The sequence below is a fragment of the Flavobacterium gelatinilyticum genome, from assembly GCF_027111295.1.
Classification (GTDB): Bacteria; Bacteroidota; Bacteroidia; order Flavobacteriales; family Flavobacteriaceae; genus Flavobacterium; species Flavobacterium gelatinilyticum.
On the sequence record NZ_CP114287.1, the window covers coordinates 1,217,902 to 1,235,140 of the forward strand.

General features: G+C 36.2%; 12 protein-coding genes. 2 read left to right on the plus strand and 10 right to left on the minus strand.

Translation table 11 applies throughout. The features are described 5' to 3' along the window. Positions 1–20 precede the first annotated feature (20 nt). From OZP11_RS05125 to OZP11_RS05140, 4 genes are all read right to left on the minus strand, one after another. The gene (locus OZP11_RS05125; protein WP_281234152.1) at positions 21–2,237 is read right to left on the minus strand and encodes a glycoside hydrolase family 3 C-terminal domain-containing protein; all 2,217 of its coding nucleotides are present in this window, start codon (positions 2,235–2,237) and stop codon (positions 21–23) included. Positions 2,238–2,443: 206 nt separating this feature from the next. After that, a complete protein-coding gene (gene susR / locus OZP11_RS05130; protein ID WP_281234153.1) occupies positions 2,444–4,087 on the minus strand; it encodes a SusR family glycan utilization regulator in 1,644 nt (547 codons plus the stop codon). 194 nt (positions 4,088–4,281) lie between these two features. Beyond that, on the minus strand, positions 4,282–6,546 hold the full coding sequence (locus tag OZP11_RS05135) for an acyl-CoA dehydrogenase family protein (RefSeq protein WP_281234154.1): 2,265 nt from the start codon (positions 6,544–6,546) through the stop codon (positions 4,282–4,284). A 152-nt stretch (positions 6,547–6,698) separates the two neighbouring features. Further along, entirely contained in the window at positions 6,699–7,616 is a 918-nt protein-coding gene (locus OZP11_RS05140; protein WP_281234155.1) for an EamA family transporter, read from the minus strand. 94 nt (positions 7,617–7,710) lie between these two features. Between OZP11_RS05140 and OZP11_RS05145 the strand changes: the two genes are divergently transcribed. Next, positions 7,711–9,135, plus strand: a complete 1,425-nt coding sequence (locus OZP11_RS05145) for an aminotransferase-like domain-containing protein (RefSeq protein WP_281234156.1) — start codon at positions 7,711–7,713, stop codon at positions 9,133–9,135. A gap of 289 nt (positions 9,136–9,424) precedes the next feature. On the opposite strand, the gene OZP11_RS05150 is transcribed toward OZP11_RS05145, so the two are convergent. The 6 genes from OZP11_RS05150 to aspA all read right to left on the minus strand — a co-directional run bounded on the left by OZP11_RS05150 (position 9,425) and on the right by aspA (position 16,417). After that, positions 9,425–10,372, minus strand: coding sequence for a bestrophin family protein (locus OZP11_RS05150; protein ID WP_281234157.1), 948 nt, complete (start codon positions 10,370–10,372; stop codon positions 9,425–9,427). A 49-nt stretch (positions 10,373–10,421) separates the two neighbouring features. Beyond that, entirely contained in the window at positions 10,422–11,141 is a 720-nt protein-coding gene (locus tag OZP11_RS05155; protein ID WP_281234158.1) for an adenine nucleotide alpha hydrolase family protein, read from the minus strand. An 83-nt stretch (positions 11,142–11,224) separates the two neighbouring features. Next, positions 11,225–12,622: a sensor histidine kinase gene (locus tag OZP11_RS05160; RefSeq protein WP_281234159.1), complete on the minus strand. Its 1,398-nt coding sequence runs from the start codon at positions 12,620–12,622 to the stop codon at positions 11,225–11,227. 1 nt (position 12,623) lies between these two features. Continuing rightward, positions 12,624–13,298, minus strand: coding sequence for a response regulator transcription factor (locus OZP11_RS05165; RefSeq protein ID WP_281234160.1), 675 nt, complete (start codon positions 13,296–13,298; stop codon positions 12,624–12,626). Positions 13,299–13,591: 293 nt separating this feature from the next. After that, positions 13,592–14,866: a BamA/TamA family outer membrane protein gene (locus tag OZP11_RS05170; protein WP_281234161.1), complete on the minus strand. Its 1,275-nt coding sequence runs from the start codon at positions 14,864–14,866 to the stop codon at positions 13,592–13,594. A gap of 141 nt (positions 14,867–15,007) precedes the next feature. Beyond that, entirely contained in the window at positions 15,008–16,417 is a 1,410-nt protein-coding gene (gene aspA / locus OZP11_RS05175; RefSeq protein WP_281234162.1) for an aspartate ammonia-lyase, read from the minus strand. A gap of 138 nt (positions 16,418–16,555) precedes the next feature. On the opposite strand from aspA, the gene OZP11_RS05180 reads away from it, so the two are divergent. Then, a complete protein-coding gene (locus OZP11_RS05180; RefSeq protein WP_281234163.1) occupies positions 16,556–17,134 on the plus strand; it encodes a pentapeptide repeat-containing protein in 579 nt (192 codons plus the stop codon). The last annotated feature ends 105 nt before the right edge of the window (positions 17,135–17,239 follow it).

Consider the following 17,239-nt stretch of genomic DNA (forward strand, 5'->3'; position numbering starts at 1 on the left):
CCAATTTAGAAATAATGAAATTATTGAAGTGAGAAGCCCACTTTAGATTTTATATCTGTTGAAGATGCTCCTACAATCGCTTCAAAAGCTCCGGGTTCAGCAACCCAGTCATGTTTTTTATCATCGAAGAAACTTAAAGCTGTTTTATCGATTGTAAAGGTTACTGTTTTTTCTTCTCCTGCTTTTAAAGAAACTTTTTCAAAGCCTTTTAATTCTTTTACCGGACGTGGTAATGATGATTTTAAATCGCTGATATAAAGCTGCACCACTTCAGATCCGTCACGGCTTCCTGTGTTTTTAACCGAAACCGAGAAAGTAATTTTATCTCCCGATGTCATTTGTTTTTTGTCAGCTGTTACTTTTCCGTAAGCAAAAGTTGTATAGCTTAATCCGTGACCGAATGAGAATAATGGTTTGATTTTGTTTTTGTCTGCCCAACGGTATCCAACAAAAATTCCTTCGTTGTATTTTACATCATCGCCTCCAGGGAATTCTCCTAAAGCGTGTGCTCCGTTATCAGCTAATTTTACAGGGAAAGTAAAAGATAGTTTTCCAGATGGATTTACATCTCCTACTAATACATTTGCTAAAGCATTTCCGGTCTCAGTTCCTAAGAACCATCCCTGAACAACTCCCGGAACTTCTTTGATCCATGGCATTGCTACAGCATTTCCTGAGATATTTACAAAAACAATGTTTTTATTTACTTTCGCTAATTCGCTGATTAATTTATCCTGACCGTAAGGTAATTCTAAATGTTTACGATCGTGTCCTTCATCATCCTGATTTTCGCTTTTGTTCAAACCTCCAATAAAAAGAACAATATCAGCATCTTTGGCAATTTTTAAAGCTTCGGCGGTTAATTCAGCCTGCGGACGTTTTTCTTCTAAACTTACTTTTGCTACTACTCCATTATAGTTGCTTGTAGGATCTCCTACATAACCTCTTGCATATACGATTTCAGCCTGATTTCCTATTCTTTTCTTTAATCCTTCAAGAGGTGTGATTTCGTATCTTGCTTTTAGAGAAGAACTTCCTCCTCCAACAGTCATCATTTTAATAGCATTTTCACCAATTACCGCAATTTTCTTAGTTTTAGAAAGGTTAATTGGCAGGATGTTATTGTTGTTTTGTAATAATACAATTGCTTCTTCGGCAATTTTACGGCCTGCTTCTGCGTGTTCTTCTGTTCCGAAAGATCCAAACGGACGGTTTCTGTCCATTGTAGTCAAGAAAGATAAACGAAGGATACGACGTACTTTTTCGTCTAATTCTTTTGTTCCTACTTCTCCTTTTCTGATCATTTCAGAATATGGTTTTGCGAGATAATAGTTATCGTAAGCATTGCTGGTTCCCCATGTAAGACCGTTTGTCCATGAACCAAATTCCATATCCAAACCATTGTGAATTGCCTGCTTGGTATCGTTTACCCCGCCCCAGTCTGAAACTACAACACCTTTGAAGCCCCATTCGCCTCGAAGAATATCGTTTAATAAATATTCGTTGTGGCAGCATTGCTGTCCTTTGTATTTGTTGTATGATCCCATAATCGACCAAACGTCACCTTCCTGAACTGCAGCTTTAAAAGCCGGAAGATAGATTTCGTATAAAGTACGGTCGTCTACGATTACGTTTACAGAGTTACGATTTGTTTCCTGATTGTTTAAGGCAAAGTGTTTTACACAGGCTGCAACACCGTTTGCCTGAACTCCTTTAATATAAGGAACTACCATTTTTGAAGCCAAAAACGGATCTTCGCCCATGTATTCAAAATTACGTCCGTTTAATGGGCTTCTGTAAATATTTACTCCGGGTCCTAATAGTACGTTTTTGTTACGGTAACGTGCCTCTTCTCCGATAGACTTACCGTATAAAGAAGAAAGTTCTTTATTCCATGTTGAAGAAAGTGCTGTTAAAGCCGGAAAAGCGATACAGGAATCATTGGTCCATCCTGCCTGATCCCATTCGTCCCATTTTACTTCAGTACGAATTCCGTGCGGTCCGTCAGTCATCCAGTTTTCAGGAATTCCAAGACGTTTTACACCCGGAGAACTAAATTTAGACTGTGCGTGAATCATGGCAATTTTCTCCTCAGTTGTCATTCGCTTAAGCGCATCTTCTACACGCTCATTAATTGGCTTTTTATCATCAAGATAAACCGGAACTTTATTTTGTGCATTCACCCCGAATGAACTCAATAAAATTAAAACAACGATTGTTTTAACGTTTTTAAACATAACTATTAGTATTTAAGCATTCAATAATTCTGTTAAAGGTACTAGTGGTCAATTGTACCTTTAATAGTAATGTAAAACTAAAACGTTATAGAACATGTTAGATTTTTAAACGCAAAAAAGTAGTAAATTAAAAAATCAAAACATTGATTTACAACAACATAATAAAAAATAAGCAGTAAAAAAAGTAGTGCTTTTATTTTTTTTCTTTACGATTTCAATGTCATTGAGCCTATTTTCATGACCCTTTCTTCGAAATCATTTCTAGAAACAGCGGCTTTATTTCTTCCTCTGGTTCTGTAATTGTAAATCGTGCTTAAAGAATAACGAAGAAATGCCGCAATCTTAACACTGTCTGTAATTCCAAGCCGGATCAAAGCGAAAATTCGCAACTCAGTATTAAGTAATTCTCCCTGCTTTAAAATGATTTGTTCTTCGGGATTTAACAGTGTATTAAAATCCTTCACGAAAGTTGGATATAAATTAAGGAAAATGATATCGAAATTCTTGTAAAGTTCTTCGAGTTCATTATCAACCAGAGTAGTCGATTTGAGCATTTTATAAATCTCGTCAAACTGTTTGGCGGTTGCTTTTTTATTTAAAATAATACGGTAATTTTCGAGCTTGTTGATGTAAGCCGAACAAAGGCTGAAAAAATGGGCAATATATTCTTCTTTAACATGATTAGATTCAGACAACTGCGAATTGGTTTCCTGCAGCTGTTCGTTGGCTGCGGTAATATCTTTATTTAATTCTGCAAGTTTCTGACTGGTTTCATAAAGTTCCGCACGAATTCTCGAAACTTTTTTCATTTGTTTGTAAACGTAAATGACCGCTGCAATCAAAAATGCCGATAATAAACTAATCAAAACCAGATAAAGCTGTAATTCGCTTTTGCGTTTGGCCTCTTTTTCTAAATAAACAGTGTTGATGATCGAATATACTTCAGACATTAAAAGGGTTCGAAATTGTACATTGCAGTAAAGTGCGTCTTCAATAGCCGACTGCGTTAGTTTGTACGCCATATCGACATCGCCCATTTCGTAAAAAACCAAGGCCAGTTCCTGTAGTGAAGCGTTATCTTTATTGGCATTTTTTAAATCGGCCGCTGCCGAAAGTGCAAAGTATTTTTTTCTTAATTCAAGCTGTTTTGTCTTTTCATAGATATTTCCCAGCAAATAGGTAATCATGGCATACTGGGGGTTTTCTTCTTTTACATCTTTCAGTAATGCCAGCAGCTGCTTTGGGGCATCTTTTATTTTTCGCTGCGATAAACCCTGTTGAATTTTATTGATTTTGTAGCTTAAAGTATTCTTGTCCAGAACCAGCAGTAGTGAATCACGGTATTTTCGTATCTGCTCTACATAACTCACATCGTAACTGTTGGCGGCATAATGCTCAAAAAATTCCCTGTAGGCTACATAATATAAAGGCAGTAAATCTTTTGATAATTTGTTTTTATTGATGCTTTTGATGATGGCTTCAGATTCGCGGTATTTTCCTGATGATGAATATAAGGTTACCAACTGCAGACTGGCCAGATCTTCGAGTTCTTTATTTTGAAGTTCGGCTGCAATTTTAAGATTTTTTCGAACATACAAAATAGCCGAATCAGAATTGAATTTCTGATACTCGGTATACAAGGTTTTATTGTAATTGTACTCCTGCTCTTTTGTTAAGTTATTTGATTTTATTTTTTTGAAATTAGAAATGCGTTCTTCTTTCAACCGAACGTAATGTTCTTTGTTTTGAAGGGCAAGATTTAATTTCGCTAAAATATCATCTATATTCTCCGAAGCAGCTGCCGGAAAACTTATCGCAATGAGAAATAGAAATACAAAATATTTTTTCAATTTGACTGATCTAAGAGAAATACAAATATAGTAAAGCAGCTATAGAAAAAAATGAAATATTAATACATCAAAAATGCTTCTTCAATGCTTTATTTATAATAAATTTTATCACATAAATTAATTTGATATAAATAAAATGATTTCAGCTTCACTTATACGCGCAGAGAGCTGAAATCATTTTGTTTTTATAACTTTTAGTTTTTTACCGCAATAGGCGCTGCCAGGCAGCTTTCGGGAATATCAAAAGCATTCACAAGTGCCACGGCATCCGGACGAATATCCCAGCATAACTGATTCACCAGCTTACGAATGGCTTTTGTTTTAACGGCTTCCATATAACCGTCTTCCAGGTACCAAGCTTTGTTTTTCTCGATCTGAGAAAGTGCAAAGAGCTGATACAATCTGGTCAGGATTTGTTTTGAATTTTCGTCGTTAACCGTTTTTAAAGCTTCCTGAAACTGTTCCAGAACAATACGTTCCAGATAAGCCTGAGCTACATCGATCATTTGGTGCTGTACGACATTAAAAGCATCATACGCTTCGAGTCCGCCGTCTACCAGTTTTTTGATACGTCTTGCAGCCGAAGCCAGAATTGTTTTTTCTCTGTGAACGAATGCCTGTAAGTGAAATTCACTGTCCAGTAAATGTTCATCTTCTGTTCTTCTGGTCGCAATTGGGTTTTTCTCTGCAATTGCTGTTTTGGCATTTTCATACACATAATTAATGATTCCCAGAGAACCCATTTCACCAAACGATTTTCTGAATTCAGATAAACGGTTTTTGGCAACTAATTGCATTAAAACCGTATTATCACCTTCGAAAGTGGTATAAATTTCGGTGTCGTTTTTAAGCGCATCGATTCTGTTTTCAGATAAATATCCTTTTCCGCCGCAAGCTTCCCGGCATTCCTGCAGAATATCTCTTGTACTCCAGGTAGAATATGATTTCATTCCCGCAGCAAGAGCTTCTATTTCCTGCATTTCGGCTTCGGTTCTGTTAAGGAATCTATTGGTTAGATATTGAAGTGCAAAATGTACAGCATAGGTTTTGGCTAAATGCGGCAATAATCTGCGCTGATGCATTCTGTAATTTAAAATTGGAACTTCTGAGCCGCCTTCAGGGCCAAATTGCCTTCTTTGATCGCTGTAGCGAATAGCAATCGTTAATCCTGATTTGGCTGCTGCCAAAGCCGAACGCGGAATTCCGATTCTTCCTCCTACCAAAGTTCCTAACATGGTAAAAAATCTTCGGTTATCACTAGGGATCGGGCTTTCGAATTCTCCATTATCATTTACAGAGGCAAAACGATCCAACATGTTTTCTTTTGGAATCACCACATTGTCAAAGCGTATTGTTCCGTTATCAACTCCGTTTAAACCCATTTTATGTCCGCAGTCGCCTATTGTAACTCCGTTTACGACCTTTCCGTCAGGATCACGTAACGGTACTACAAAAGCATTTACGCCATAATCATGTCCATCTATAATTAGTTTTGCAAAAACAGTTGCCATTTGTCCGTGAACTGCTGCGTTTCCAATATATTCTTTCTGTGCGTTTTTATTGGGTGTATGAATTGTAAAAGTCTGATCGCTGTGATTGTAAACTGCTGTAGTTTCTAAACCTTTTACGTTAGATCCGTGATGGGTTTCGGTCATGGCAAAACAACCCGGAAGTTTCAGTGAACCAATATCTTTTAAATATTTAGCATAATGTTTCTCTGTTCCAAGCGACTGAACGCTCATTCCCCAAAGTCCAAACTGAACGCCAAATTTAATCACCAGACTTAAATCGTGATAACTCAGCGTTTCCATAATTGCAAAATAATCGGCTATGTTTTCACCGCCACCGTATTGTTTTGGATAGGCCATATTCCCCAGATTTTCATCGGCAAGGATTTTACACCACTTGTAAACTGTCTGACGGAAAACATTTATATCGGTTGAAGTTTCATAAGCAAATTCAGGTCTGGAAATAACCGATTTTACTTTTTTAATGATCGCAGCTTCTTTTCCGTCCAGAAGTTCTGTTATTTTTTTTATATCAAAATTATCTGATGTGTGCGAATTGGCTGTAAACGAACCTGCTTTTGTTTTGAAATTCTGCAGTGCTTCTTCTCCTAAAATTCCCAGATCATTTTCGAGTTTTCTAAAATCAGATTCTATAGGCGTTAAATCCAGATCATTTCCTGAAAGTGCTTTTGCAATATCAAAAATGGACTTTATAGACGATCTGTCTTCAATACTTTTTTCAATATCCAGTTTCCATTGTGTAAGTTCATTTCGAGAAGGCGGATTTGAAATATCTACTTTTGAAAGCAGAAATTCTTTTTCGTCCTGAGACAAGGCTGTCAGCGAATTTATGAACTCTTTTAACGTTTTAAATTCTTTCTGAGTCAGCAAATCATCCGACCAGACTAAATAAAATAAGGGAGTAAAGGCTTGAAGTTTGGTAGTTTTCATATAATAGCGATTCGGTTTTTAATAGTTTGTTTTACCGCAGATTTCATTTTACTGCATAAAAAAACAGGAATGAAAAATACTCATTCCTGTGTAATAACCCTGTTAAGATTCTCGTAATTTTATACCTTAAACCAATAAAAAATACAAATTTACTAGCGAGAATCTTTAGACGACAGGATATATTTTTGCTTTATGGCAAAAAGATGATGTGAATTAAAAACTAACACGGCAATAAAAATTAAAGCATACGCCGCAACTTGTAACGGGCTTATATTTTCTTTGAAGAAAAAAGCAGCAAGCATAAAAGCAATCATTGGATTGATATTTAAAAGCATGCCTACAGTTGAAGAATTGATGCCTGAAAGTGCATACAGATTCAGGAATAACGGAATTATGGTAAACCCAATTGCAATGGTTTCTATAAAGAAATAAAATCTGAATTCGGTTGGAACAGGTCCGCTGTACGCCGGATAAAAAGGCAGTAAAACCAAAGCTGCCACAGTAATATGAAAAGTCAGCATAATGAATTTATCAAACCCTTTGTTTACTCGCTGACTCACTAAGTAACAAGCATATGTAAGTCCGATAACGATACCAAAAAACATATCCATAATATCGGCATAAGATAAAAGCAGAATACCTAATATACTTATACTTACAGCCAGCCATTGTGTTTTAATGAGTTTTTCTTTTAAGATAAAAAACGCCAGTAAGGTGGTTAAAATGGGACAGACTAAATACGCAAGCGATGCTGCCTTTACAGTAACATGGTTCATAGCATATATAAATGTGAACCAGTTTGCCATTAAAAAGAAACTCCCGCCTATGTTAAGTAAAACAGCTTTTTTCTTTTCTGAAGCCGAAAGTGATTTAAATACAACTGCAGCTTCTTTTATTTTGTTTCTTTTGAATAAAACAGCAATTAAAAGCATTAAAATACTGCAGCTAAAAACACGAAAGAACAAAATATCAATCGAAGGATAATCGTGAATAGGCTTTAATACCAAACTGAAAAAACCCCAGATTGCAAAAGCGATAATTGCAGCGGTATAATACTTTGTTGTTTTCACGATTTAATTTGTTTTTTGTTGGGACAAATTTCTTAAAAATAAAACAGCAATACAGATACAGTTTTTGTAAATTGCAGCGTAACAGTTTATTTTTATGAAGAGTTCCAACTACCTTTATCTGCAGTTTGCCGATGTTATAGAAAAACAGATAAAATCCGGTCTTTTAAATGTGGGCGACAAACTGCCATCTATACGAGAAGTCTGCAGCGAAACGGGCTACAGCATGAGTACAGTGAGCAAGGCATATTATGAAGTCGAAAGCCGCTCGCTGATAGAATCCCGTCCGCAATCCGGTTATTATGTGAGCAATATTTCGGCAAGAGTTATTCCGGAACCTTCTGCCAGTTCTCCTGTTTTAAGTCTGGAAAATATTGAGCGTGAAGATTTAATCGATTTGGTTTACGGCGATATGCGTACCAAAGATGTTACGATGCTTTCGCTTGGTTTTCCTTCAAATGAATTACTTCCCATTGCAAAACTGAATAAAGGAATGGTTCAGGCAATGCGGCAATTGCCAAACAGCGGCACGAGTTACGAGGAAATTCAGGGAAACAGCAATCTTCGTAAAGAAATCGCACGCTGGTCGTTTACCTGGGGCGGTTCTCTGACCGAAGATGATATTATTACAACTCCCGGCTGTATTTCGGCCATTTCAGATTGTTTGCTGACTTTGACTAAACCGGGAGATACGATTATTACCGAAAGTCCGGTTTATTTTGGTATTCTTCAATTAGCCAGATCATTGGGGTTATATGTAATGGAACTGCCTACCAATATGACAACCGGAATCGAACTGGAAGCGGTAAAAAAGACACTGGCAGGAAATAAGGTAAAGGCTTGTGTTTTAATGAGCAACTTTAGCAATCCGTCCGGAAGCATGATGCCAAATGAGCATAAAAAAGAAATTGTACGTTTAATGGAGTTTTATAATGTACCGCTGATCGAAGATGACATTCACGGCGATTTATACTTTGGCGCAAGCCGGCCGACCAATTGCAAAACGTACGATGAGAGCGGTATTGTACTTTGCTGCAGTTCGGTTTCTAAAACTCTTGCACCGGGTTATCGTGTGGGATGGGTTTCTGCGGGAAAATTCAAAAAAGAAGTCCTGCGTACCAAATTGTATCACACGATCTCCTCACCTACTATTACACATGAAGTAGTTGGCGATTTTTTGAAAAACGGACGTTATGAAAACCATCTTCGTAAAATCCGGCAGATATTAAACCACAATTGCAATAATTATATTAATACGGTTTTAGAGTCTTTTCCGGCGGGAACAAAAGTGAGCCAGCCTCAGGGCGGTTTTTTCCTTTGGGTTGAACTGGATAAAAAGATCGATACGGCCGCTTTTTATCATCTGGCCTTAAAGCATAATATCAGTATTGCGCCGGGAAGGATTTTTTCTTTTCAGGATCAGTTTTCGAATTGTATGCGATTGAGTTTTGGTCTTCCGTGGACAAATGAGTTACGACAGTCCATACAAACTTTGGGAAGACTGGCCGCTAAACAGTTGTAGTATAGTTGTTTTTTTTTGATTTTTTAGCGCTAAGTTTATCATTTCGACCGAAGGGAGAAATCGCACAAGTAACTCCTCACAGAATATCGCCAATCTTTATCAATTTTCGAGTGTGATTTCTCCCTTCGGTCGAAATGACAAATATTGCGTTTATTTTTACTACTACAGATTAGATTCGTACAGATTCGTGCAATTATTTCATCTGTTCGCTGGTCAGGTCAGGGTAAAAAGAAACCGGACAGCACAACTACACGCTGTCCGGTCCAACAATTAAGAGACCAAACTAATATTATAAGACGAAATAAACGTCTTTTTCGACCATTTTTGGTTCTTCCATCAAATCAAATTCCTTAATAATATCAAACTCGCTTTGATATTCGTTCAGCATTTGTTTTATATTTTTCTCGATTGTATTGGCAATCGTGGTTACCGGCGTATCGGTAGGGCGGTTTTCAAAAGGGTCCTGCAAATGAATTGCCATTCTTTCGATTAAAAAGAAAGCCGCTCCAATAGCTGTAATCAGCGGAATCGCAAACCAGCTCAGTACACTTGTAAGTCCAAAAGGAAGCAAAAAGATGAATAAACACAACGTTAAGCGGATGTACATACTGTATGTTGTTGGAAAAATGGTGTTTTTAATTCTTTCACATTTCCCCATTTCATCGCATAATCTTGACAATGTATTATCAATTTCTACCTGCTGGTAGGCATTGAATCTTTTATCCTTTTTTGCATTTCTCAAATCGCGTGCATGAAGCATTAAAATAGCATTTGGCACGTTTTGGTGATTCTGTACATATTTTATTTCTTCTTCGCTCATTAAACCTTCAAGCGGTCTGGAGGCATCTCTGCCACGCAGCGACTGGCCTAAACTGTAACACCAGGCAATTTGTCTTTTGGCAAAATTTTCTTTGAATTCGCTTGCCTCAACCGACATATCAGGGTCTTTATAAAAGGTAAGCACCTGACGGATTAAGGTTCTGGAATCGTTTACAATGGCTCCCCAGACAATTCGGGCTTCCCACCATCTATCATACGCCTGATTGGATTTAAACGCCAGTAAAAGGGAAATAATAGTTCCAATCATCGTTGGAATCGCTATCGGGATATCTACCGGAAGGTTTACAAAATAATGATGCAGTACTTCAAACACCATTGTATATACTAAAACCAGTACGATTTCTACTTTAATTTTCCCGAGAACGTACTTCATTGGTATTCTTTTCTTTAACAACATAGTATCGGTTTTAAATTAAATTATTATTTCCCCTGAAAAAGAGGCTCGCTTATGCCTCTTCGTACAATGAAAGAACCGGCAGTCCCAGTTTTTCATTGATTGATTGTTTTTTTACTTTTTTAAATTTGATTTTTTCGCCTTTGCGGGTTTCTACCAATAAATCGATTTCATATTTCGAAATGGCTTCTGATAAATAAGGTGCCAGACTTTCGAAATTATCATCGATTTTAGAGGTCTGACTTACGATTTCATATGAAAAATTCTCGTTCAGGAACTGCTGTACATCTTTAACATGCACATTGGCGCTGCTATTTTCGATATACAATGCTTTGGTGAAATCTTGTTTGAACTGTTCGTTTCCTAAATGCAGGATCGGACATTTTTGGTTTCCGGCCAATTGCACCAGATATTGATGAATACGTTTGGTTTCCTGTTTATAAGAATGTGTCAGGATAACCAGTTTTACTGCAAAATGTTCTATTATTCCTCTAAAAATTGGAGAAGAAAGTCCATATTGGTTGTGGATTTTAATTTTGCAGTTTGGTGTATGACCGATCATATACCTGCAGGTTTCTAAAACTTCCTCCTGACTTTTGGTAAGTCCGGTACGCATTTCGCGCAAAAAATTAGAAGATGAAAAAGCATCCGGAGTATCCGAAACCATCATCAAAACAATTTCGCAATCTGATTTTTTTGCCTGGCTTATCGCCGATTTTACAGCCGAAATAGTATCGTCTTTTAAAGTCGTAGGTATCAGAAAATTTTTCATATGCATAATCTTTAAGTTTATACAGACAAAATAACTCCCTGATAATTAGAAGGGTCTTAATCTTAAATTAGAATTTTCTAAATTTAAACATTAGAATTTTTAATGTTGTTTTTTTTAGGATTTGATTTCCTGAAAATAATCGTAACAATTGTTCCTTTATTTTGCTCGGACTGTACTTGTATCTCTCCGTCGTGCATGCGGATAATCTTAGATGCCAGCGGTAATCCTAATCCGTAACCAATATATTTGGCAGCAATTTTTCCTCTAAAGAATGGTTCATACAAATGCGGAATATCCTCGGGCGGTATACCAATTCCGATATCATTTATCGAAATTTTAATGGCTTCCTGATTCGCCGAAAGGGTTACAAACACCTCATTGTTATCAGAATATTTTACTCCGTTGGTAACAATATTGTTGATCGCCAGTTCCAGAAGCGGTTTATTGCACGGAATTAAAAGCAGATTAGAATCTTTTGGGGCAAAATTCATTTTGATACTCACTCGGTTATCCGGGAAAATTTTATCCAGATCTGATTTTACATCCAGCAGCAATTCATCAATTCGGGCGATATCTAAAACCTGTTTATTACCATCGTAACCAGTCTGGGTCAGCTTTAATAAACTTTCGGTTAAATTCCCTAATCGTGAAGCCTGCCCGTAAATATTCTGCAGAGATTCTACATATTCTGCTACCTGACGTTCTTTAAGAAGCATAATTTCGGCTTCGGCAATAATTGTTGTGATAGGTGTTTTTAATTCGTGAGAAGCGTTATTGATAAAGTTGGCCTGAATTTCAAATGAAGTTTCAAGCCGGTCCAGCATATCATTAAAAGTTTCGGTAAGATCCGAAATTTCGTCATTGTTTTTAACTTCCGGAAGCCTGTTATGAAGGTTCGAAGCACTAATTCGGTTTACTTCTTTGGTAATTCTGGCAACAGGATTAATAACTCGCTTTGCGAGAAAACGCCCTAAAAAGAAAGCAAGAAATATAAATGCAATACCTCCAAAAACCAATATTTTTACAATATAAACGGTTGTTGTTTTTCCTCTGCGGTCGCGCGCGCCCACAATTACGATATATTTCTGGCTGCGTTCTGTAAATATCTGTCCAAGATAATATTTGCTGTCGGTTTCAAAATAATCGCTTCCGGTTTTCAGTATATTAGAATAAAACCGATTTGGAAGATTGAGTTTAGTATTATAATCGAAACTATTGGCACTGTTTATCTTAAGAACATATTCTTCTTCTTCGATAAGTTCTTCGAGTCCGTTTTTTTTAAGATTACTGTAATACTTTATTTTTTCGGGATCATGCTGAAAATGAATCGAAGCCACGATTTTGGCTCTGTCTTCGAGTCTTTTCAAAAAATGATACCTGTTGTTTTCCCTAAACAAAACGAATACAATTACACTCAGTAACAAAGTACTAAAAGTCGAAAGTGCTACGTAAGTAAAAGTAATTCTTTTCCTGATATCCATTTTATTCTTTTATGACGTAACCAAGTCCTTTCATGGTATGAATGAGTTTGGTTTTGAAAGGTTTATCTATTTTTTTTCTTAAATAGGTGATATAAACATCGACTACATTGGTGTTCATATCAAAATTAATATCCCAGACATTATCTAAAATCTGATCGCGTGAAACGATTCTTCCGGCATTTTTTCCAAGATAATACAAAAGTTTAAATTCTTTTGCCGTAAGAATAATCGATTCTCCGTCTCTTTTAACTGTTTTGGCACGTCCGTTAATTTCTAAATCGCCAATGGTGATAATATCAATTTTATCGGTTTCCTGATGTGCTCTCCGATGCAGCGCATTTACTCTGGCATCCAGTTCTCCAAATTTAAACGGTTTTACGAGATAATCATCGGCGCCGGAATTAAGCCCTGTTACAATATTTTCTGAAGTTCCCAAAGCGGTTAAAAGCAAAATAGGAACAAAATTCTTGCCCGCACGCAGTCTTCTGCAAATCTCAATTCCGTTAATATCAGGTAACATTACGTCTAAAACGACAACATCAAAGTTATAATTCTGGATCATCTCAAGGGCTGTTTTGCCATCGAGAGCCACACTTACTTCGTTATTATTTTCTGCAAATCCTTTACGTAAAATAGATAAAAGATTTGGCTCGTCTTCGACTATAAGTAATTTCATTTTAATTTGTATATACAACAAAAATAGGGATTGACTCTAAAATTACTATTCTAAATCGTTATAAATTATGATTTAATTATGAACATTTCGGTTTTAGATAAAAAAAAGCAGCCATTAAGCTGCTTTCCATCATTTATTTAAGTAAAGTTCTTAATTTTTAAAATTAAAGCTTAACAACGCTCCGAGTCTAAACTAAAAAGTCGAGACCTGCTTTTCTAAGCCGGCCGGACCAATAGGTCAGCTAATAGCTTTCTCTTTGATAGATTTTTACATAAACGGCAAAACAAAATTATTTAAAAAGTTTCACCTGCATTTACGTAAAAACCTGTTGATTTATTTCCCCACGCATAATCAACCACCAGATTAGTTCGTGTTTTTTTGTCAATTAAAATTCTTAATCCAAGTCCCGCCGCGGGCTGAATGGTATGAAAAAGCGACAAATTGGTATCTGAATTACTAGCTGTTACAAAATTGGTAAAAACGGTGCCGCTGAACATTTGGTTACAGGTTATGGGAAAACGAAATTCGGCCGAAAAATAAACCAGACTATTTCCTCTGAACAATCCCTGGGTGTAACCTTCTCCACCCCTGCTTCGCTGATCCCAGCCAATTGCCGGAAGATTTAAATACGGGACTTTTCCTCTGGTTATAAATTGCCCGTAAGTCCAAATACCTAAAATATAGCGGGGATTTCGAACTGACAACGGAATAAAATGCCTATATTCTGTAAACAAAACATTACTGTATTTCTGATTATGAAATAAAACTGGATTAAACCTGTAATTAAGATTTGCATACCAGCCTTTTGAAGAATTGACCTGATTGTCGCGTGAATCATAAACAAGGTTGAGGCTCACTCCGGTTAGAAAATATTCAAAATCATCAAATCCATGCTTTTGGCTGTAATTGTAATGATACGTCAAATTCCCGTTTTCGATATCCAGTTCTTCATCCCGTATACTCGTGTACCAGTCGATATTGATTCCTCCGCCAACATAAAAGTTCTCTTTTACTTCAAAAGAAGCGGTTTGATGAAACTTAAAATAATTGTAATCCATGGATTGTGCAATCGAATCAATGCTAAAATCTGAATCGTGATCACGAAGAGGTGGAATTATATCAGTTCCTAATCCGTAATTGGGCTGCGAGAAAAGATAAATCCTATAGTCACCGCTCAAAAATATCCGGTTGTTTTTAAGCAGAATATTATTTTTTATATTAATCATCCATTGATTTTTCAGGGTGTACAAAACTCCCAGATTGGCAACGGAATATTTATCTGATTCTTGTTTTCCTTTAAACGTGTACTGCGCAACACCGCCAAAGAAAAATCCGGTGGCAGGTTGTGAGCCAATTGCGGGAATTACCAGAAAAAAATTGTTCTTAACGGGTTTGGCTGTTAAAACGGATTCTTTCTTTTTAAAGATTTCTAAAATGGTTTTAGGCGGACATATTTGAGGGTTTTGGGAATTCATTTCAGACTGCGCATTGAGGCATAATGAAACAAAACTGCATAAAACTGCAATTGTATTTTTAGATTGCAAATTAAAGGTTTTCAAAAATTCCACTTTAGTGTTTTGGGTTTACTTCATTTAAGTTTTACGTAAATATAATTCATTTACAACACTTTACATAAAAAATTAAATAGAAATAAAAGAAAAAGCCGTCAGATCACTGACGGCTTGATATAATTTTATTTATCATAAATTTTACTTTGTGATAAATTTAGGATGGATCAAATTTTCAAGAGAATATATTTCATCCCATTTTTCCTGTGTAATAAGTTTTCTTTCTACAACAGCAATTTGATGAACGCTTTTATTTGTTTTTAAAGCTTCTCCGGCAATACTGGCACTTTCTTCATAACCAATAATCGGATTTAATTGTGTTACAATGCCAATGCTGTTCATAACCATATTGTAGCAGTGATCTACATTGGCTGTGATTCCGTTAATGCATTTATCGATTAAAGTCTCAATAGCATTTGAAAGATAATCTAACGAAGTAAACATCGCAAAAGCAATAACAGGCTCCATTACATTCAATTGCAATTGACCGGCTTCTGCTGCCATAGTTACGGTTAAATCCTGTCCGATTACGTAAAAACAGGTCTGGTTTACTACTTCAGGAATTACGGGATTTACTTTCCCCGGCATAATTGATGAACCAGGCTGACGCGGCGGCAGATTGATTTCGTTTAAACCGGTCCTTGGTCCGGAACTTAATAATCGTAAATCGTTACAAATTTTAGAAATCTTTACGGCAGAACGTTTTAAGGTGCCCATGATCTGAACATATGCTCCGGTATCGACTGTTGCTTCAATTAAATCCGGTGAAAGTGTTAACGGAATTCCAACTTCTGCTGCCAGATATTTTACGCAAAGTTCAGGATAACCTTCGGGTGCATTTACTTTTGTTCCTATGGCTGTTGCGCCCATATTAATTTCAAGCAGCAATTCCTGAGCATTTTTTAAACGCTGAATATCTTCGCCAATTGTGGTTGCATATGCTTTAAATTCCTGCCCTAAAGTCATTGGGACTGCATCTTGTAACTGCGTTCTTCCCATTTTTAAAACATCTTTAAATTCTTCTCCTTTTTTAGCAAAAGCGACTTCAAGACCTGCAAAAGTTTTAATAAAACTTTCCATCTTTAAATATAAAGCGATTCTAAAAGCAGATGGATACGCATCGTTTGTAGACTGCGAACAGTTTACATGATTATTGGGATGAAGAAAAGTGTATTCTCCTTTTTTATGACCTAAATATTCGAGACCTATATTGGCAATAACTTCATTGGCATTCATGTTGACAGAAGTTCCCGCCCCGCCCTGAATTAAATCACTCACAAATTCCTTGTTAAATTTTCCTGCAATAACCTGATCACTTCCGTAGCAAATGGCTTCGGCCAGTTTTGGATCGATTGCATTACAATCTTTATTTGCCAAAGCCGCGGCCTTTTTCACATAACCTAAAGCTTTGATAAACAAAGGTTCTTTTGAAATTGGGATTCCGGTAATATTGAAATTTTCTACCGCTCTAAAAGTTTGGATTCCGTAGTATAAATGATTTGGGATTTCTAACTCTCCTAAAAAATCATGTTCCTTTCTTGTTGGTTCCATATCGTAAAATTGATGTATTTTTGACTTAAAATTTAAGTGTAAAGCTACAGCATTTTATAAATTTTGTTCACAAATTTCACTTAATATTTTAGCTTAAAATAGTATCTTTCCCTTTCAAAAAAATGCAGTAAAACAAAGTTGAAAAAACAAAACGAATATTATCCTGACAAAGAATACAATGGATTAATTTACGCAAAAGAAGACCTGAATTTTAAGGATTTTGAAGGCTGTGTTTTTAATAATTGTAATTTTTCGGCCTGTTTTTTTGTGGCTGTTACTTTTATAGACTGCGCTTTTAACGACTGTATTTTTAATGAAGCCAAAATTAATTATGCCGCTTTTAGAACAGCCGCTTTTAACCGCTGCGAAATCAAAGACGTTAATTTTGCAATGTGCGATAAACTGATTTTTGAAATCGAATTTAATGACTGTATTTTAGACTTTTCAAAGTTTTATGGTCTAAAGTTAAAAGGAACGTTTTTTACTAACTGCAGTTTAATAGCTGTTGATTTTATGGCTGCAGATCTTACGAATGTCGTTTTCTATAACTGCGACTTATATCGTTCTGAATTTGCTAAAGCCATCGCCAACAAAGCCGATTTTAAAACAAGCCGCAATTATACGATCGATCCATCTAAAACCAAATTAAAGAAAGCTGTTTTTTCTCTAAATGAAGTAAAAGGTTTACTGTTTAAACATGATGTGATTGTTACGTAGTAAGTATCTAAAAAACAGAACACGGATGACACAGATTTGCTTTGCAAAAACGCAGAAGAAAACTGATTTTTTCTATGCTTTTTTACACAATTCCAACGAAGGAGA